At 69.6% G+C, this 17476-nt stretch carries 15 protein-coding genes and 1 tRNA gene; 5 read left to right on the top strand and 11 right to left on the bottom strand.

Annotated features, from left to right (window positions below; translation table 11 throughout):
• Nucleotides 1-1271: pyridoxal phosphate-dependent decarboxylase family protein (locus KN815_RS26105; RefSeq protein ID WP_216344362.1), on the top strand; the 1271-nt coding region annotated here is incomplete at its 5' end.
• Nucleotides 1268-2776: a lysine N(6)-hydroxylase/L-ornithine N(5)-oxygenase family protein gene (locus KN815_RS26100; RefSeq protein ID WP_253209249.1), complete on the top strand. Its 1509-nt coding sequence runs from the start codon at nt 1268-1270 to the stop codon at nt 2774-2776. The genes KN815_RS26105 and KN815_RS26100, both read left to right, overlap by 4 nt.
• Nucleotides 2777-2898: 122 nt before the next feature.
• Here KN815_RS26100 and KN815_RS26095 read toward each other — a convergent pair whose 3' ends face one another.
• Nucleotides 2899-4707, bottom strand: coding sequence for a bifunctional metallophosphatase/5'-nucleotidase (locus KN815_RS26095; protein ID WP_216344361.1), 1809 nt, complete (start codon nt 4705-4707; stop codon nt 2899-2901).
• A 226-nt stretch (nt 4708-4933) separates the two neighbouring features.
• On the opposite strand from KN815_RS26095, the gene KN815_RS26090 reads away from it, so the two are divergent.
• Both KN815_RS26090 and pyk read left to right on the top strand, forming a co-directional pair.
• Nucleotides 4934-5683: an SIMPL domain-containing protein gene (locus KN815_RS26090; RefSeq protein WP_216344360.1), complete on the top strand. Its 750-nt coding sequence runs from the start codon at nt 4934-4936 to the stop codon at nt 5681-5683.
• A 157-nt stretch (nt 5684-5840) separates the two neighbouring features.
• Complete coding sequence (gene pyk / locus KN815_RS26085) at nt 5841-7271, top strand: pyruvate kinase (protein WP_216344359.1); 1431 nt, start codon at nt 5841-5843, stop codon at nt 7269-7271.
• 35 nt (nt 7272-7306) lie between these two features.
• On the opposite strand, the gene KN815_RS26080 is transcribed toward pyk, so the two are convergent.
• Nucleotides 7307-8065, bottom strand: coding sequence for a helix-turn-helix domain containing protein (locus tag KN815_RS26080; protein WP_216344358.1), 759 nt, complete (start codon nt 8063-8065; stop codon nt 7307-7309).
• A 109-nt stretch (nt 8066-8174) separates the two neighbouring features.
• Nucleotides 8175-8248 (bottom strand) — tRNA-Leu (locus KN815_RS26075).
• 98 nt (nt 8249-8346) lie between these two features.
• On the opposite strand from KN815_RS26075, the gene KN815_RS26070 reads away from it, so the two are divergent.
• A complete protein-coding gene (locus KN815_RS26070) occupies nt 8347-8982 on the top strand; it encodes an ANTAR domain-containing response regulator (protein WP_216344357.1) in 636 nt (211 codons plus the stop codon).
• Nucleotides 8983-9056: 74 nt separating this feature from the next.
• Here KN815_RS26070 and KN815_RS26065 read toward each other — a convergent pair whose 3' ends face one another.
• The 8 genes from KN815_RS26065 to KN815_RS26030 all read right to left on the bottom strand — a co-directional run.
• On the bottom strand, nt 9057-9773 hold the full coding sequence (locus KN815_RS26065) for an ABC transporter ATP-binding protein (protein WP_216344356.1): 717 nt from the start codon (nt 9771-9773) through the stop codon (nt 9057-9059).
• Nucleotides 9770-10690 carry an ABC transporter ATP-binding protein gene (locus KN815_RS26060; protein ID WP_216344355.1) on the bottom strand — a complete coding sequence of 307 codons (921 nt, stop codon included), beginning with the start codon at nt 10688-10690 and terminating at the stop codon, nt 9770-9772. The genes KN815_RS26065 and KN815_RS26060 overlap by 4 nt, the downstream gene beginning before the upstream one ends.
• Nucleotides 10687-12441 (bottom strand): branched-chain amino acid ABC transporter permease, encoded by a 1755-nt coding sequence (locus KN815_RS26055; RefSeq protein ID WP_216344354.1) that lies wholly within the window; start codon nt 12439-12441, stop codon nt 10687-10689. The genes KN815_RS26060 and KN815_RS26055 overlap by 4 nt, the downstream gene beginning before the upstream one ends.
• Nucleotides 12442-12453: 12 nt before the next feature.
• Nucleotides 12454-13386 (bottom strand): branched-chain amino acid ABC transporter permease, encoded by a 933-nt coding sequence (locus KN815_RS26050; protein ID WP_216344353.1) that lies wholly within the window; start codon nt 13384-13386, stop codon nt 12454-12456.
• A 103-nt stretch (nt 13387-13489) separates the two neighbouring features.
• The gene (locus KN815_RS26045) at nt 13490-14722 is read right to left on the bottom strand and encodes a branched-chain amino acid ABC transporter substrate-binding protein (protein ID WP_216344352.1); all 1233 of its coding nucleotides are present in this window, start codon (nt 14720-14722) and stop codon (nt 13490-13492) included.
• A 465-nt stretch (nt 14723-15187) separates the two neighbouring features.
• The gene (locus KN815_RS26040) at nt 15188-15643 is read right to left on the bottom strand and encodes a hypothetical protein (RefSeq protein ID WP_216344351.1); all 456 of its coding nucleotides are present in this window, start codon (nt 15641-15643) and stop codon (nt 15188-15190) included.
• Nucleotides 15644-15859: 216 nt separating this feature from the next.
• A complete protein-coding gene (locus KN815_RS26035; RefSeq protein ID WP_216344350.1) occupies nt 15860-16375 on the bottom strand; it encodes a hotdog fold thioesterase in 516 nt (171 codons plus the stop codon).
• A gap of 62 nt (nt 16376-16437) precedes the next feature.
• On the bottom strand, nt 16438-17476 hold a 1039-nt coding region (locus KN815_RS26030; RefSeq protein WP_301184645.1), incomplete at its 5' end, for a molybdopterin dinucleotide binding domain-containing protein.

Raw genomic sequence — 17476 nt, 5'->3', positions numbered from 1 at the left:
GCCCGGCCGCGGTGGACCGGCGGATACGCGGCGCGGCCCGGCCACTCATCCCCGACGAGGGGGAGGGGCCCCACCATGCGCTGCGCACCCTCGTCCGCGCCCTCACCCATGGCGCGGCCGACCCCGCGGACCCGCGCTGCACCGCCCATCTGCACTGCCCGCCGCTCGCCGTGGCCGCCGCCGCCGACCTCGCCGTGTCCGCGCTCAACCCCTCCCTCGACTCCTGGGACCAGGCCCCCGCCGCCTGCGCACTGGAGGCCCTGACCTGCCGCGCCCTGGCCGAGCTCGTCCACCCCCACGGCCCCGCCCCCGACGCGCTCGTCACCACCGGCGGCACCGAGTCCAACCAGCTCGCGCTCCTCCTCGCCCGCGAAGCCGCGGGCGGCGTCGGCAGACCCCTGCGGATCATCTGCGGCGGCAACGCCCACCACAGCATCCACCGCGCCGCCTGGTTCCTCGGGCTGCCCACGCCCCACACCCTCCCCACCCCCACCGGCGTCCTCGACCCGGCCGCGCTCCACACCGCCCTCGGCCGGCTGCCCGACGCCGACGCCCCCACCCTCGTCGTCGCCACCGCCGGCACCACCGACACCGGAGCCATCGACCCGCTCCCCGATATCGCCGACGTCTGCGACCACCACGCCGCCACCCTCCACATCGACGCCGCCTACGGCGCACCCCTCCTCTTCAGCGACACCCTCCACAAACAGCTCCACGGACTCGACCGGGCCCCTACCGTCGCCCTCGATCTGCACAAACTCGGCTGGCAACCGGTCGCCGCGGGCCTCCTCGCCGTCCCCGACAGCGCCGCCCTCGCCCCGCTGGCCCACCAGGCCGAGTACCTCAACGCCGACGACGACACCGAAGCCGGGATGCCCGACCTGCTCGGCCGCTCCTTCCGCACCACCCGCCGCCCCGACATCTTCAAGATCGCCGTCACCCTGCGGGCACTCGGCCGCCGCGGCCTCGGCGACCTCGTCGACCACGTCTGCACGGCCGCCCAGCACCTCGCCGACCTCATCGAGGCCCGCCCCGGACTCGAGCTCTACGCCCGCCCCACCATCAGCACCGTCCTCTTCCGCCCCACCGGGGCGCCGCCCGCCGCCGTCGCCGCGCTGCGCCGCCGCCTCCTCCACCACGGCACGGCCGTCCTCGGCCGCGCCGCCACCCCCGACGGGCTGTGGCTCAAGGTCACCGTTCTCAACCCGCACACCCAGCCCGACGATCTGCGCGGGCTGCTCGAACTCGTGGAAGGCCACACCACCCCATGAGCACCGAACAACCCCCCACCCCTGCCTGCGATCCCGCCCCCGCCGCCGGTCCCGCCCACGGCGTCGACCGGCCCCTGGACCTGGCCGGTATCGGCATCGGCCCGTTCAACCTCTCCCTCGCCGCCCTCGCCCACGGCCTCCCCGCCCTGCGCACCGCCTGCTACGAACAGCGGCCCGCCTTCCACTGGCACCCCGGCCTGCTCATCGACGGCGCCACCATCCAAGTCCCCTTCCTCGCCGACCTGGTCACCCTCGCCGACCCCGGCAGCCCCTGGACCTTCCTCCAGTACCTCAAGGCCCATGAGCGGCTCTTCCCCTTTTACGTCGCCGAGCGCTTCCACATCGAGCGCGCCGAATACGACGCCTACTGCCGCTGGGTCAGCGAACAGCTTCCCGGACTCCACTTCGACCACCGCGTCGACGCCGTCCGCTGGGACCACGAATACGAGCTGTTCGAAATCGACTTCACCCGGCTCGGCGGCCCGGCCGACGACGCCCACGCGCCCCACCTCACCCGGGCCGACGAGGACGGCAGGGGCCTCGGCCGCGCCTACGCCCGCAACCTCGTCCTCGGCGTCGGCACCGAACCGTACGTCCCCGAACCCCTGCGCCCCCTCGCCGACGCCCCCAACGTCCCCGTCCTCCACTCCTGCGACTACCTCGAACACCGCGAACGGCTCCTGGCCACCGGCCACATCACCGTCGTCGGCTCCGGCCAGTCCGGTGCCGAGGTCTTCCTCGACCTGCTGCGCCACCGGCCGCTGGGCGCCGAAGGACTCCACTGGCTCGCCCGTACCCCGTCCTTCGCGCCCATGGAGTACAGCAAGCTCGGCCTGGAGCAGTTCAGCCCCGACTACACCCGCTACTTCCACGCCCTGCCCGAGCCCGTCCGCGACCAACTGCTGCCCCGCCAGTGGCAGCTCTACAAGGGCATCGCCCACGAGACCCTCGACGCCATCCACCACGAGCTCTACCGCCGCGCCCTCCACGCCGACGACTGGCCCGGCGCCGTCCTCACCCCCGGCGTCACCGTCCGCACCGCCGGCCGTATCGCCGCCGCCCGCCTCGAACTCCACCTGGAACACACCGAACAGGGCACCCGCACCCGCCACACCACCGAGGCCGTCGTCCTCGCCACCGGCTACCGCGAGCGCCGCGTCGACACCCTGCTCGCCGCCCTCGACCCCTACATCCGCCGGGACGCCTCCGAGCGCCCGCGCATCGACGCCGACCACCGCCTGGTCCTCGACCCCATGATCAAGGGCTCGGTGTACGTCCAGAACGCCGAGCGCCACACCCATGGCGTCGGCACCCCCGACCTCGGCCTCGCCGCCTGGCGCTCCGCCGTCATCCTCAACTCGCTGCTCGCGGAACCCGCCTATCGGTTGCCGTCCCGCACCGCGTTCACCGCCTTCGGCCTCCAGCCGTCGGGGCGGTGCGACACCGTCATCGGCGGCCCGCACCTCCCCGACCAGCGCAACGGACTCGCCCCTACCCGGATGTGACCTCACCCCGGCACCCAGCTCCCGGCCCCGGCCCCGTCCTCAGATGATCCATTCTGTCCGGAATTGGCCTTTCCCGCGCGGACGGCACGCCCCCCCCCGCATACGCCTCCCGGACGGCGATCTCAGCCGGCGTCCGGGAACACCGGGGCGCCGTCCCGGGTCAGCCTCCAGTCCACCGACGCGAACCGCGACACATCGATCGTCTTCTCCGCCTGCACCCAGGCGATGATCGTGTTCCGGATCTCCTCCGAATTGGCCCACACCTGCTTCGCGGAGGCCACATGCGGGAAGTTGCCGCCGCCGCTCGCCCGGTAGTTGTTCACCGCCAGCACGAACCGCGCCTTCTCATCGATCGGCTTGCCGTCGAAGCTCAGCTTCGCGATCCGCGAGCCCGGCGCCTTCGCGATGTCGATCTCGTACGTAAGGCCGCCGACCGCGTCGTAGTTGTAGTCGGGCGTGTTGTCGGCATTCGTCAGCTTCGACGGGTCCACATCGCCACCCGCCGGAGTCCGCACGTAGTAGCGCGCCGAGAACTCCAGGTACTCCTTGAGCTGCGCGCCGGTCAGCACCCGCGCCTCCAGCGTGTTCTCGAACGGGTACAACCCCGCCACCTGCCGGATCGTGACCTCCCCGGCCGGGATCGACGCCGTACGGGAGAAACAGGACGCCTGCGAGAGCACCGGCAGCGCCGCGTACTCCGTCCCCGCCAGCGCCGCCTTCACCGTCTCCGACTGCACATGGTTGATGAAGTCGAGGATCGGCACGTCCTTGTACGCGGCCTCGGTCGCCGCCATCGCCGCCGTCGAGGTGCCGATGACCTGGTTGACGTACCCGACGACCTTCTTGTGCTCATCACCGAGCAGCCGCACGATCCGCGGGTCCTCCTCGGATGTGTTGGAGTTCAGCACCTTCGCCGACACCGACGCCACCTGCCAGCGGCCCCGCTCCCACTCCAGCTCGAAGTCGAAGAGGGTCAGCCGCTGACCCCACTTGAGCGGCTCCGACAACACGACCTCGCGCCCGGTCTCCTTGTTGACCACCCGTGACTCCGGGATCTCCACATGCGCATGGCCCACCAGAATCGCGTCGATCCCCGCCACCTTCTCGGCCACCAGCGCCGCCGCGTTCTCCACATACGGCACCTGGTCGCCATAGCTGGAGGTGCCGCTGGTACCCGAATGCGCCGAGACGATCACCACGTCCGCGCCCATCGACCGCAGCCGCGGCACCCACTTCGCCGCCTGCTCCTCCAGGCCCGGGAAGGTCATCTTCCCCTGCACATTGACCTTGTCCCAGATCGCGATGCCCGGATTGGTCAGCCCCAGCACCGCCACCTTCACATCCCGCCCGCACGGGGTGCGCAGCCGCGTCATCCAGTACGGCGCGAAGGCGGGCCGCAGCGTCTTCGCGTCCAGCGCGTTCGCCCCCAGCAGCGGGAAGTCGCACTGCTCCTCGAACTTCCGCAGCACCGGGATGCCGTAGTTGAACTCATGATTGCCCAGCGCCGCCGCGTCATAGCCGATCGCGTTCATCGCCCGCGCCATGGGATGCACCGGGCCGTCCGCCCCGGTGATCGGGTCCACCCTGGCGTAGTAGTACGACAACTGGGTGCCCTGGATGGTGTCTCCCGCGTCGATCAGCAGCGTATTGCGGCGCCCCTTCTCCTCACGGACCCGATCGACCAGCGTGGAGATCTTCGCCAGGCCCACATCGTTGTGCGCCGTGTCGTCGAACTCGGCGTCGGTGAAGTAGTCCCAGTTGAAGACGTTGCCATGCAGATCGGTCGTGCCCATCACGGTGAAGGCGTACCGCCGCCGGGGGCGCCCGTGACCCCCCGCCTCGGCCGGGACGGCGGCCGCGGCCGAGGCGAGGGCGGCCCCCGCACTGGTCGCCGCGGTGCGGCCCAGGAACTTCCGACGGTTGAGCGGCATGACTGATCTCCTCCGGGACACCTGCGAAATGAGCACAACGCGCGTAGATTCTGGCCCAGCCGCACCGCCCCGCACCACCCCCGGCAGATTGCGATCAGGTTGCCGCCGGTGCCTCCTGAGGGACGGTCAGACCAGAATGCTCCCGGCCGGGTCGTCCCACCCCGCCGAGGGCCCGGCCGTCGTACGCTCCGGACACCACCCCGCGCACACCCGACCAGGAGCCGCCATGGACCAGCCGGCCCACCCCAGCCAGCCGCCGCAGCCCGCCGCCCCCGCCCCCGTGCCCGCCGCCCCCGTGCCCTACGGCACCCCCGACGCCCCGCGCGTCGCCGTCCGCGGCGAGGCCACGCTGGAGGTCGACCCCGAGATCGCCCGGCTCACCATCACCATCAGCGCCCGCGGCGCCGACCGGCGCGCCGCACTCGACGACCTCACCCGCCGCAACAACCAGGTCCTCGCACTGGTGAAGCCCTACGGCGAAGCGGTCGAGAAACTGGAGACCGGCGCCTTCTCGGTCACCCCCGAGATCAACCCCAAGAGCCGCCATGAGCGCGTACGGGCCTACCACGGCCGGGTGCACCTCACCGCGACCCTCACCGACTTCACCGCCCTCGGCGAGCTCACCACCCGCCTCGCCGACCTCGACCTCACCCGCGTCGACGGCCCCTGGTGGGGGCTGCGCCCCGACTCGCCCGCCTACGGCCGGGCCCGGCAGCAGGCGGTGCGCGAGGCGGTGCAGCGCGCCCGCGAGTACGCCGGAGCGCTCGGCTCCCGGCTGGTCGCGCTCACCGAGCTGGCCGACCTCGACGCGGAGCAGGGCCCGCTCCAGCCCGTGGCCGCCGCCACGCGCGGCCGGTCCGCCTTCGGTGGCCCCGCCGACCGGGACACCGCCGCCGCGCTCGACCTCGAACCGCAGCGCCAGACGGTGTATGCGCATGTCAACGCGCGCTTTACGATCACCCCTCCCGAGCTCTGAGGGCCCTCCTTCCGAGTCTTGAAACCATCCTCCGAAACGCTCATCGGAGCACCCCTCTGCACGTTTCATTAGTTGTCAATAGCCCGCCATCCAAAGGCCATGGAGGAGTGTGAAGTTCCGGGCTCTTTACTCGCCGGTAAGTCATAGGCTCGACACCATGCGCCGAGCAAAAATCGTCTGTACTTTGGGACCCGCCACCGACTCGTACGAGCAGATCAAGGCACTCATCGAAGCCGGAATGGATGTGGCCCGCTTCAACCTCAGCCACGGCACCTATGCCGAGCACGAGGAGCGTTATCGGCGAGTGCGCAAAGCCTCGCTGGAAACCGGCCGCAGCGTCGGCATCCTCGCCGACCTTCAAGGCCCGAAGATTCGGCTCGGCCGCTTCCGTGAAGGACCCGTACTCCTTGAACGCGGAGACGAGTTCATCATCACCGTCGAACCCATCGAGGGCGACCGGTTCCGCTGCGGCACCACCTACGAGGGGCTGGCCGGCGACGTCAGCAAGGGTGAGCGGATCCTCGTCGACGACGGCCGTGTCACCCTCGAGGTCGTCGACATCGACGGACCCCGGGTGCACACCATCGCCATCGAGGGCGGCATGATCTCCGACCACAAGGGGCTCAACCTCCCCGGCGTGGCCGTCTCCGTCCCCGCGCTGTCCAAGAAGGACATCGAGGACCTGCGCTGGGCACTGCGCATCGGCGCCGATGTCATCGCCCTCTCCTTCGTCCGCAACGGCGACGACGTCGTGGACGTCCACCGGGTGATGGACGAGGAGGACCGCCGGCTCCCCGTCATCGCCAAGATCGAGAAGCCGCAGGCGGTCGAGAACCTCGAGGGCATCGTCGACGCCTTCGACGGCATCATGGTCGCCCGCGGCGACCTCGGCGTGGAAATGCCGCTCGAGCAGGTCCCGATGGTCCAGAAGCGCGCGATCAAACTGGCCAAGCGGAACGCCAAGCCGGTGATCGTCGCGACCCAGATGCTCGACTCGATGATCGAGAACTCCCGCCCCACCCGCGCGGAGGCGTCCGACGTCGCCAACGCGATCATCGACGGCACGGACGCGGTGATGCTCTCCGGCGAGACCAGCGTCGGCAAATACCCGATCGTCACGGTCAAGACGATGGGCCGCATCGTCGAGGCCGCCGAGGAGGACATCCTCGCCAAGGGCCTCCCCCCGCTCACCGAGCGCAACAAGCCCCGCACCCAGGGCGGCGCGGTGGCCCGCGCGGCGGCCGAGATGGGCGACTTCCTCGGCGCGAAGTTCCTCGTCGCCTTCACCCAGTCCGGCGACACCGTCCGCCGCCTCTCCCGCTACCGCTCCCCGATCCCCCTCCTGGCCTTCACCCCGGATCCGGGCACCCGCTCCCAGCTCAACCTCACCTGGGGCGTCGAAACCTTCCTCGGCCCGATGGTCAACTCCACGGACGAGATGGTGGCCCAGGTCGACGAGGAACTGCTGCGCCTCGGCCGCTGCCGCAAGGGCGACCTCGTCATCATCACCGCCGGCTCCCCGCCCGGCGTCTCCGGCTCCACCAACCTCGTGCGCGTCCACCACATCGGCGCGGACGACCTGCGGTAGCCGAACCTCGCTCCCTTGGGGCCGAAGTACTGGGCTCAGTACTTCGGCCCGACGTGCTTGTCCATGAGGGCGACGGAGGCACGGCGGGCGACGGAGATGTTCCATGCGTTGGTCTGCCGCCATGCGATCCCGAGCCGATCGAGCGTGTCGGTGAAGAGCTTGCGGATGTCGTCGGACTTGTTGGTGAAGAAGTACCGGGGGTATTCGTAGCGTTTACGCTCCCCGGCGACGATCTTCGTCGTCCAGTTGGTGATCCGGCAGCCGTCGGAGTGCACCAGCCCTCGGACGAACTCCCAGGGGTGGGCGATGACTATCTCCTGCTGCCAGGGCTCCAGGGTGATGGGCCGCTCGTGCTTCTTGCCCGGCCCATGTTGCGGAAGCAGACATGGCCAGTGCTTGCTGTAGCCGGTCACCATGACGCACCCCTGCCGCTGGACGCGGTAAACGCTGTTGTCGGGCCGAACGGCGCGCATCGCCTCTCCGCAGGCGTCGATGAGGCCCGGCCAGACATCCGCACATGCGATGCGCAGGAAGTAAACGCCCTTTTGCAGGCGGCTTATGCAGCCATCGCCGAGATAGAGCCCGAGTAGATAGGAATAGGCGGTGGTGTCTTCCGGTGGCCGTGGTTCGGATGCGCATCTGGGGCAGTCCGCCGTGCGGGAGATGGGCTCCAGCCGGACCTGCCATGCGCGGATCGCGAATCGGGAAATCCCCGTCTGCTTGCTTACCGAGTTCAGGCTGCGCCCTTGGCGGACCAAGGCAAGAGCGCGCTTACGCGTTTCGAGGTCGTACACGCATGCGAGCTTGACCGCAGTGCGGCCGTCGCGCGTCCATTCGAAGGACTATTCACCTTATCGAAGGCAGATCTCGGATTCCGCTGGTGACCTTGGAATCAATGAAAAGTGCCCCGGGTGGGATTCGAACCCACACTGAATACCTTTTGAGGGTATCGTCTCTACCGATTGGACTACCGGAGCCCCTGCAATCTGAAGGTCAGTCTAGCCCCTCCGTGCGTCAAAGATACAGGACATCGGTAGGCTCGTGGTGCCCACCTGCCAGGAAGACGAGGAGCACAGTGAGCACCGCTGACGCCCCCGACGAGCAGTCGCACGTCCCACCGCTGACAACCCGCGTCGTCATCGCCGAGGACGAGGCGCTCATCCGCCTCGACCTGAAGGAGATGCTCGAGGAGGAGGGGTACTCCGTCGTCGGCGAGGCGGGCGATGGTGAGACGGCTGTCGCGCTCGCCCAGGAGCACCACCCCGACCTCGTCATCCTCGATGTGAAGATGCCGGTTCTCGACGGCATCTCCGCCGCCGAGCGGATCGCGGCCGACCGTATCGCCCCCGTCCTGATGCTGACCGCCTTCTCCCAGCGCGAGCTGGTCGAGCGGGCCCGGGACGCCGGGGCGATGGCGTATCTCGTGAAGCCGTTCAGCAAGAGCGATGTGGTCCCGGCCATCGAGATGGCCGTCTCCCGCTTCACCGAGCTGAAGACCCTGGAGCAGGAGGTCGCCGACCTCTCCCAGCGGCTGGAGACCCGCAAGCTGGTCGACCGGGCCAAGAGTGTTCTCCAGACGCAGTACGGGCTGACCGAGCCCGCCGCCTTCCGCTGGATCCAGAAGACCTCGATGGACCGTCGGCTGTCGATGCAGCAGGTGGCCGAGGCCGTTATCGAGGACGCGGCGGAGAAGAAGGCCAAGGAGCAGTAGGGGACGAGCGGAAGGGGCCCGTATCGCCGCGTCGGCGGTACGGGCCCCTTACCGTTTCTGCCGGTCCTCAGCCCTCAGTCCTCGCCGAGGTACGCCTTGCGCACCGACTCGTCGTGCAGCAGCGCATCCCCCGTCCCCGACAGCACGATCTTGCCGATCTCCATCACATGGCCCTGGTCGGCCAGCGACAGGGCCGCCTGGGCGTTCTGTTCGACCAGCAGGATCGTCGTGCCCTGGGACTTGAGCTCGGCGATGGTGTGCATGATCTTCTGCATCATGATCGGTGAGAGGCCCATCGAGGGCTCGTCGAGCATCAGCAGCTTGGGACGGGACATCAGGGCGCGGCCCATCGCGAGCATCTGCTGCTCACCGCCGGAGAGGGTGCCGGCCGCCTGGGCGCGGCGTTCGCCGAGGATGGGGAAGAGGTCGTACGCCTTCTGTATGTCGGCGGCTATGCCGTCCGAGTCCTTTCGGAGGAACGCTCCGAGCTGGAGGTTCTCGGCGATCGACAGCCGCGGGAAGATATGCCGTCCCTCGGGCGAGTGGGCCAGCCCCAGGGCGACGATCTTGTGTGCGGGGACGCCCTTGAGCGGTTGGCCGTCGAAGCGGATCTCCCCGCCGAGGGGTTCGAGCAGGCCGGACAGGGTGCGCAGGGTGGTGGTCTTGCCCGCGCCGTTGGTACCGATGAGGGTGACGACCTGGCCGGCCTCGACGCTGAACGAGATGCCCTTGACGGCCTCGATCTTGCCGTAGGCGACGCGCAGGTCCTCGACCTCGAGCAGTGCGGTCACTGTCCGTCCTCCGTACGTGCTGTGGTGCCCCGCTGGGTCTCGTCCTGCGGGGCGCCGGTCGTGGCTCCGGCCTCCGAGGCCCCGGCTTCCGCGGCCTCGACCTCGGCGGCCTCCTCGGCGCCGGGTGCGCCTTCGAAGGGGGTGCCGAGGTAGGCGGCGATGACGCGCTCGTCGCTCTGGACGACCTCGGAGGTGCCCTCGACGAGCTTCTGGCCCTGGACGAGGACGGCGACCCGGTCGCAGAGGTTGAAGATGAAGCGCATGTCGTGCTCGATGACGAGTACGGCGGTGCCCAGGTCGCGGATGGCGAAGACCAGTTCCTCGGTGGCGCGGGTCTCCTGGGGGTTCATTCCGGCGGTGGGTTCGTCGAGGAGCAGCAGTCCGGGGTCGCTGGCGAGGGCGCGGGCGATCTCCAGCTTGCGCTGTTCGCCGTAGGGGAGGTTGCGGGAGAGGTGGTCGGCCTTGTCGGCGAGGCCGGTGAACTCCAGGAGTTCCATGGCGCGGGCCTTGGAGGCGGCTTCGGCGCGTTTGAAGCCGGGGCCGCGCAGGAGGGCCGACCACAGGCCCTCCTTGGTGCGGGTGTGGCGGCCGACGAGGACGTTCTCCAGGACCGTCATGTTGGCGAAGAGCCGGATGTTCTGGAAGGTGCGGGCGATGCCTGCCTGGGTGACGAGGTGGGGCTTGGGCGGCAGGACGGTGCCCTCGTAGGCGACGCTGCCCTCGGTGGGGATGTAGAGGCCGGTGAGGCAGTTGAAGAAGGTGGTCTTGCCTGCGCCGTTGGGGCCGATGAGGCCGACGATCTCGCCGGGGTGGACGTCGAGATCGACGGATTGTACGGCCGTGAGCCCGCCGAAGCGCATGGTGACGCCGGTGGCGGTGAGCACGGGGGAGGTCGTGGTGGTGGTCATCTGTGTCATGCCTCCGCCTTGGTGACGCCGACGGCACCGTCCTTGAGTCCGGTCGCGCCGGGGACGTCGAGCTGGCCGGTCTCGTGGTATTCGAGCTGCTGCCGCCGGTTGGGGACGATCCCTTCGGGGCGGAAGCGCATCAGCAGGATGAGTGCGATACCGAAGGCGAGGAGCTGGTAGTCCTGGAGGAATTCCAGCTTCTTGGGGATCAGGTAGAGCAGGGTGGCGCCGAGCAGCGGGCCGCCGATGGTGCCCATGCCGCCGAGGATGACGGCGGCGACCAGGAAGGTGGAGTTGGGCGGGACGGGGCCGGCGAAGACGTACTGCTCGGGGACGACGGTGGACTGGAAGTGGGCCCAGACGGCGCCGGCGACTCCGGCGAGGGTGGCGCCGAGGGCGAAGGCGACCAGCTTGACCCGGAATCCGTTGATGCCCATGGCGGTGGCGGCGGTCTCGTCCTCGCGGATGGCGACCCAGGCGCGGCCGATGCGGGAGTTGCCGGCGCGGCTGAAGATCAGCACGACGACGATGGTGACCAGCAGCATCAGCAGGTAGTAGTTGCCGTTGGAGTCGAGGCTGAGCCCGCCGATGCTGTGGTCGTCGTTGAAGTTGAACCCGAAGATCTCCAGCGGCGGGATGTTGGGGATGCCGTCGGGGCCGTTGGTGACGGAGGGGCCTGAGGTGCCGTCGAGGTTCAGCATGGCGAGACGGAAGATCTCTCCGAAGCCGAGGGTGACGATGGCGAGGTAGTCGCCGCGCAGCCGCAGGGTGGGTGCGCCGATGACGACGCCGAAGATCAGCGAGACCACGCCGCCGGTGATGACGGCGGCCCAGAAGGGGAACCTGACGTCGATGGTCGAGGCGGTGGATCCGGAGACCAGGGCGGCGGTGTAGGCGCCGACGCCGAGGAAGGCGACGTATCCGAGGTCGAGGAGGCCGGCGAGGCCGACGACGATGTTCAGGCCGAGGGCGACGGTCGCGAAGATCGCGATGTTGACGCCGAGTTCGGTGAAGCTGGACTTGTCCTGGAAGAAGGGGAAGACGATCGCGGTGATCAGCGCCGCGACCAGGGTGGTGGAGCGGTAGGCGCTGGTGAGTTCGCTGATCCGGCTGACGAGCCCGGCCTTGATGAGGGCGACGGCGGCGAACGCGACGGCGATGAGGTAGCCGATGAACGGCTCGGGGTGGTCGGCGTCGGTCTGGATGCCGTAGTTGACGACGTAGAGGCCGAGGGCGAAGACGCCCGCGATGATCAGGATGTCGGCCCAGGAGGGCAGCTTCTCGGGGCGGCACAGGGGGCGGGTGTCGTCCGGGAGCAGGAAGGTGGTGGCCACGGGGGCGGCGGTGGCCACCGCGGCGATCCAGCCGCCGGGTTCCAGGTTGACCAGGCCGTCCAGGTCCACGGCGATGGCGATGACGGTGAACCAGGTGACGGCGAAGGTGCCGAGGGCCAGCATCCGCAGGGCCTGGGTGGAGCCGCTGGGGGTGAGCCAGCGCAGGCCCTTCAGGCCGAGGGCGGCCAGTGCGAAGAGGGCGGTGGCGATGCCGAGGACGAGGGTGAGGAGCTGGAGTCCGCCGGGGTAGCCGTAGACGGTCAGATCGCCGGGGAATTCGGCGGTCCAGGTCCAGGCGAGGAAGGTGGAGACGACGGCGGCGGCGCCGCCGGCCGCGGTGAGGGCGCGGAGCAGGGTGGTGCGCGGCGCGGTGGCGCCGGGCTCGGCCTCGTTCACGGGGGTGGGCTGGGTCTTGTCGGTGGTCATCGGTTCACTCCCTCACGCCCGGTCCGCGACGCGTTCGCCGAGCAGACCTTGTGGCCTGACCAGCAGGACGACGATGAGCAGGGTGAAGGCCCATACGTCCTTCCAGGCGCCGCCGCCGAGTTGGTCCATCCCGGGGATGTCCTGGATGTACTTGATGGCCAGGGCCTCGACGATGCCGAGGACGACGCCGCCGAGCATGGCGCCGTAGATGTTGCCGATGCCGCCGAGCACGGCGGCGGTGAACGCCTTGAGGCCGGCGATGAAGCCCATCTCGAAGTTGATCTGGCCGTATTTGAGCCCGTGGGAGAGGGCGGCGACGGCGGCGAACGCACCGCCGATGGCGAAGGCCATCACGATGATGCGGTCGGTGTTGATGCCCATGAGCTTGGCGGTGTCGGGGTCCTGTGCGGTGGCCTGCATGGCGCGGCCGGCGCGGCTCTTGGAGACGAACAGCCCGAGGGCGAGCATGCACACCGGGGCGGCTATGAGCAGGAAGGCGTCGCCGCGCTGGATGTGGAGATTGCTGAAGATCTCGAACGAGGAGCCTTCGAACTGCGGGAAGCTGCGGGGCTTCTTGGCGTCGGGGTAGAAGGCCCAGACGGCCTGCTGGAGTGCGATGGACAGGCCGATCGCGGTGATCAGGGGGGCGAGCCGGGGGCCGCCGCGCAGAGGCCGGTAGGCGAAGCGTTCCGCCGCGGTGGCGATGGCGACCGAGGCGACGATGCCGCCGATCAGCATGAGGGGCAGGGCGAGGGAGAGCGCGGTGCCGCTGGGCAGCCAGATGTAGATGGTGAGGGCCCCGAAGCCCCCGATCATGAAGATCTCGCCGTGGGCGAAGTTGATGAGCTGGACGATGCCGTAGACCATGGTGTACCCGATGGCGATCAAGCCGTAGAGGGCGCCGAGGGTCAGGCCGTTGACCAGCGTTTGCGGCAGTTCGTGCACCGCAGGGCCTCCGATGAGCGTGTCGGATATGACGCCGCGCGAGGGCGATGGTGTACGCCCTCGCGCGGATTCGTTTCGTGGGTGTGCGGATCGCCGCTTGGGGTCAGTCCTTGAAGGTCTCGCTCTTCACGGACTTCCAGGCGCCCTTGGTGACCTTGTAGACGGTGAGCTGCTTGTTGGTGGTGTCGCCGTACTGGTCGAAGGAGACCTTGCCGGTGACGCCGTCGAAGGAGACCTTGCCGAGCGCCTCGGTGACCTTGGCGCGGGCGTCGTCCGGGAGCTTGCCGTCGTTGTCCTCGACGACGGCCTTGACGGCCTCGATGATGGCCCAGCCGGCGTCGTAGGAGTAGCCGCCGTAGGCCGCGTACGGGTCCTTGTAGTGCTGGTCCCCGTAGTTCTTCACGAAGGTCTTGGCGGAGTCGAGCTGCTCGACCGGGTAGCCGACGGAGGTGGCGAGGTCACCGTCGTTGTTGGTGCCCGACGCCTTGATGAAGGCGGGGTCGTAGATGCCGTCGCCGCCCATGATCGGGACCTGTGCGCCGGCCTGCTTGACCTGGTCGGACAGCAGTCCGCCCTCGGGGTACTGGCCGCCGAAGTAGACGGAGTCGGCGCCGGTGGACTTGACCTTGTTGGCGATGCCGGAGAAGTCGGTCTCCTTGACGGTCAGGTGGTCCCGGCCGACGACCTTGCCGCCGAGGCGCTGGAACTCCTGGGCGAAGATGGTGGCGAGGCCGTTGCCGTACGCCTGCTTGTCGTCGACGACGAAGACCTTCCGCTTCTTCGCGTCCTTGTAGTAGTACTTCGCGGCGAAGCGGCCCTGGATGATGTCGGTGGTGGCGGTGCGGAAGTAGGTCTTGAACGGGCGTGTCTTCTTGCCCGAGGCCCAGTCGTCGCCCTGGCTGAGGGCCGGGTTGGTGTTGGCGGGGGAGACCTGGGCGAGGTCGGCCCGGTCGAAGACGCCCTGCATGGACTGGGCGACGCCCGAGTTCAGCGGCCCGACCGCGCCGAGGATGTCCTCGTCGTCGACCATCGAGGTCGCGTTCGCCTTGCCGGAGGAGGGCACGGCCTGGTCGTCGAAGGACTTGACCTTGAAGGTGACCCCGTCGACCTCGTTGTTCTTGTTGGCCACCTTCGCGGCGAGGTCGACGGAGTTCTTGATGCCCTGGCCGAGGGCGGACAGCGAGCCGGTGAGCGGGGCGTCGACACCGATGACCACGGTGGTCTTGCTGTCCTTGCCGCCACTGTTGTCTTTGTTGTCGCGCGACCCGCAGGCGCTGAGGGTCAGGGCTCCCGCAGTGATCGCGGTCGTGATGATGAGCAAGGAACGGTGTCGCACGAGGAATCCTTTCGCTGGCCCGGCACCCCGGGTTCATGGGGTGCCGTGTCCTCGCCGGATGAACCTGGAATGGCCGTGCGGGTGCGGCGTACACCCCACGGGGCCGTGACTGGCTGTGACTCTAAGCGCGAGGCGCGACCGGTGGCAGAGGTCCAGACGATGATGTGACTGTCTTGTTATGACGCGCGTCACCCCGGGATGTCCGTGTAGCGGAACGTAAGGGACGAATGGGGCGAATCCGATCCAATCGTTAGGTCCGGATCCTGAGAAGTTGCAGTTCCGCTAAGGAGTGCGGGGGACTGGTGAACGATGCGCGAACTGGCGTGTGCGGACGAGCGGGGAAAGATCGAGTTCAGAGGCGCCGCGGGTGGCGAAAATGCGATCTTGTATTGCGTCAGTGTTACGGAGTGTTACGACTGTCGGTGTCGGTCCGATGGGGTGGCGGTGGTGCCGGACGGATGCGGCTCAGGTCGGCGGTCGCCAGTTCTCGGAGCTGTGGGTGGCGCCGTTCGCGGCCGCGCAGCGGCGCTCGGCCAGGCGCTTGATCAGCGCTTTGGCGGCCGGGGTGCCATGCCGCCGCCGCTCGGCGCGCGCGGCGTGGACGATGTCGTCGTAGATCTCGTACTGCTGGTTGGAGAGCCCCTTCTGCTCCCAGTCGAGCCCGGCCCAGCGGCTGCCCGCGAGGTCCTGTTCGGCCCAGTAGGAGATGAGATCGGCGCACAGCCGTACGGGCGAAGGCGCCTGTGGCGTGGGGCTGTTGGGGCCGGGGCGGGACGCGGACGGGGAACTGCCAACCGGGCCGCGAGAGTTGTGAGAGCCGCCGGAACCGGATCCGCCGCATCCGGTCAGTGTCACGGCGAGTACGAGAGCGCAGCCACAGGCGGTGGCGGGCCAGAAACCCGCCCGGGTCGTTGCCCCCATGGGGGGCACGCTAGACCCGGCCTCCCGGAGGGACAACGGCGATGACGCCGGCCGTTACGGCGAGGGCCGGACCGGCGGGGGTGCGAGGGCTGGACCGGCGGCTGCCACTGGGGCCGGACCGGCCGGGGCCGCGAGGGCCGGAGGCGGGGCACCGGACGCCGCCCGGGGGGCGTCCGGCCCGGCGGCCGTTACGTCGGCGTCCGGCCCGCCCCTGTGTCACGCCTCGCCGCGCTCCTTGGCCTCGGTGGCCTCGGCGACCGTCTTGGCCTGACCGGCCTCGTCGACCTCGCGCAGCAGGCAGGTGAGGCGGGCGGTGCACACCCGCCGGTCCTGCTCGTCGCTGATGACGATCTCGTAGGTGGCGGTGGAGCGGCCCCGGTGGACGGGGGTGGCGACGCCGGTGACCAGGCCGGAGCGCACTCCCCGGTGGTGGGTGCAGTTGAGGTCGACGCCGACCGCGATCCGCCCGCTGCCGCCGTGGAGCATCGAGCCGACCGAACCGAGAGTTTCGGCCAGCACGGCGGAGGCGCCGCCGTGCAGCAGGCCGTACGGCTGGGTGTTGCCCTCCACCGGCATGGTGGCCACGACGCGGTCCGCGGAGGCTTCGAGGATCTGCACGCCCATGCGGGTGCCCAGGTGCCCGGCGGAGAACAGCGCGGGAAGATCCACGCCGAGCGCCGCGTACTCGTCGATTACCTCCTGCGGGAACTTCACGCTGGTCTGCTCGCCCATCGGACCGGCTCCGTTCAGTTGCTTGTGGTGGCCACCTTCTTACCAGGCGACTGAGCAAACGCTTAGGCCGGGGGTGTCTGTTCCAGGCGGATCACCACGGACTTGCTCGCCGGGGTGTTGCTGGTGTCGGCGGTGGCGTCCAGCGGGACCAGGACGTTGGTCTCCGGGTAGTACGAGGCGGCGCAGCCGCGCGCGGTCGGGTAGTGGATCACGCGGAAGCCGGTGGCGCGCCGCTCGATGCCGTCCGTCCACTCGCTGATCAGGTCGGCGTAGCTCCCGTCGGCCAGCCCGAGCTCCTGGGCGTCCTCGGGGTGCACCAGCACCACCCGGCGGCCGTTCTTGATGCCGCGGTAGCGGTCGTCCAGGCCGTAGATGGTGGTGTTGTACTGGTCGTGGGAGCGGAGGGTCTGGAGCAGCAGCCGGCCCTCGGGGGCGGTGGGGTACTCGACGGGGGCCGCGGTGAAGTTGGCCTTACCGGTGTTGGTGGGGAAGCTGCGGCTGTCGCGCGGGGCGTGCGGCAGGGCGAAGCCGGAGGGGTCGCTCACCCGGGTGTTGAAGTCCTCGAAGCCGGGGATGACGGCGGCGATGCGGTCGCGGATCCGCGCGTAGTCCTTCTCGAACTCCTCCCAGGGGGTGCGGCTTTCGGGGCCGAGCACCCGGCGGGCCAGCCGGCAGACGATGGCGGGTTCGGAGAGCAGATGGGAGCTCGCGGGCTCCAGGCGCCCGCGGGAGGCGTGCACCATGCCCATGGAGTCCTCGACGGTGACGAACTGCGGGCCACCGCCCTGGAGATCGCGCTCGGTGCGGCCGAGGGTGGGCAGGATCAGCGCCCGCGCCCCGGTGACCACATGGGAGCGGTTGAGCTTGGTGGAGACATGGACGGTCAGCCGCGCGGCGCGCATCGCGCCCTCGGTGACCTCGGTGTCGGGGGAGGCCGCCACGAAGTTGCCGCCCATGGCGAAGAAGACCTTCGCCTGGCCGTCGCGCAGGGCGCGGATGGCCCGCACGACGTCGAAGCCGTGCTCGCGGGGCGGGGCGAAGCCGAACTCGCGCTCCAGGGCGTCGAGGAAGGCCGGGGCGGGGCGCTCGAAGATGCCCATG

This window comes from Streptomyces niphimycinicus, from assembly GCF_018883605.1.
In the GTDB taxonomy this organism is placed as follows: domain Bacteria; phylum Actinomycetota; class Actinomycetes; order Streptomycetales; family Streptomycetaceae; genus Streptomyces; species Streptomyces niphimycinicus.
Note: the sequence above shows the minus strand (reverse complement) of the source record. Positions and strands in the feature narration are given on the sequence as shown.

Coding starts and splice junctions, on each gene's coding strand:
- KN815_RS26095 (WP_216344361.1), bottom strand. CDS start 4,707: ATGCCGCTCAACCGTCGGAAGTTCCTGGGCCGCACCGCGGCGACCAGT.
- KN815_RS26035 (WP_216344350.1), bottom strand. CDS start 16,375: ATGGGCGAGCAGACCAGCGTGAAGTTCCCGCAGGAGGTAATCGACGAG.
- KN815_RS26060 (WP_216344355.1), bottom strand. CDS start 10,690: ATGACACAGATGACCACCACCACGACCTCCCCCGTGCTCACCGCCACC.
- pyk (WP_216344359.1), top strand. CDS start 5,841: ATGCGCCGAGCAAAAATCGTCTGTACTTTGGGACCCGCCACCGACTCG.
- KN815_RS26090 (WP_216344360.1), top strand. CDS start 4,934: ATGGACCAGCCGGCCCACCCCAGCCAGCCGCCGCAGCCCGCCGCCCCC.
- KN815_RS26040 (WP_216344351.1), bottom strand. CDS start 15,643: ATGGGGGCAACGACCCGGGCGGGTTTCTGGCCCGCCACCGCCTGTGGC.
- KN815_RS26100 (WP_253209249.1), top strand. CDS start 1,268: ATGAGCACCGAACAACCCCCCACCCCTGCCTGCGATCCCGCCCCCGCC.
- KN815_RS26055 (WP_216344354.1), bottom strand. CDS start 12,441: ATGACCACCGACAAGACCCAGCCCACCCCCGTGAACGAGGCCGAGCCC.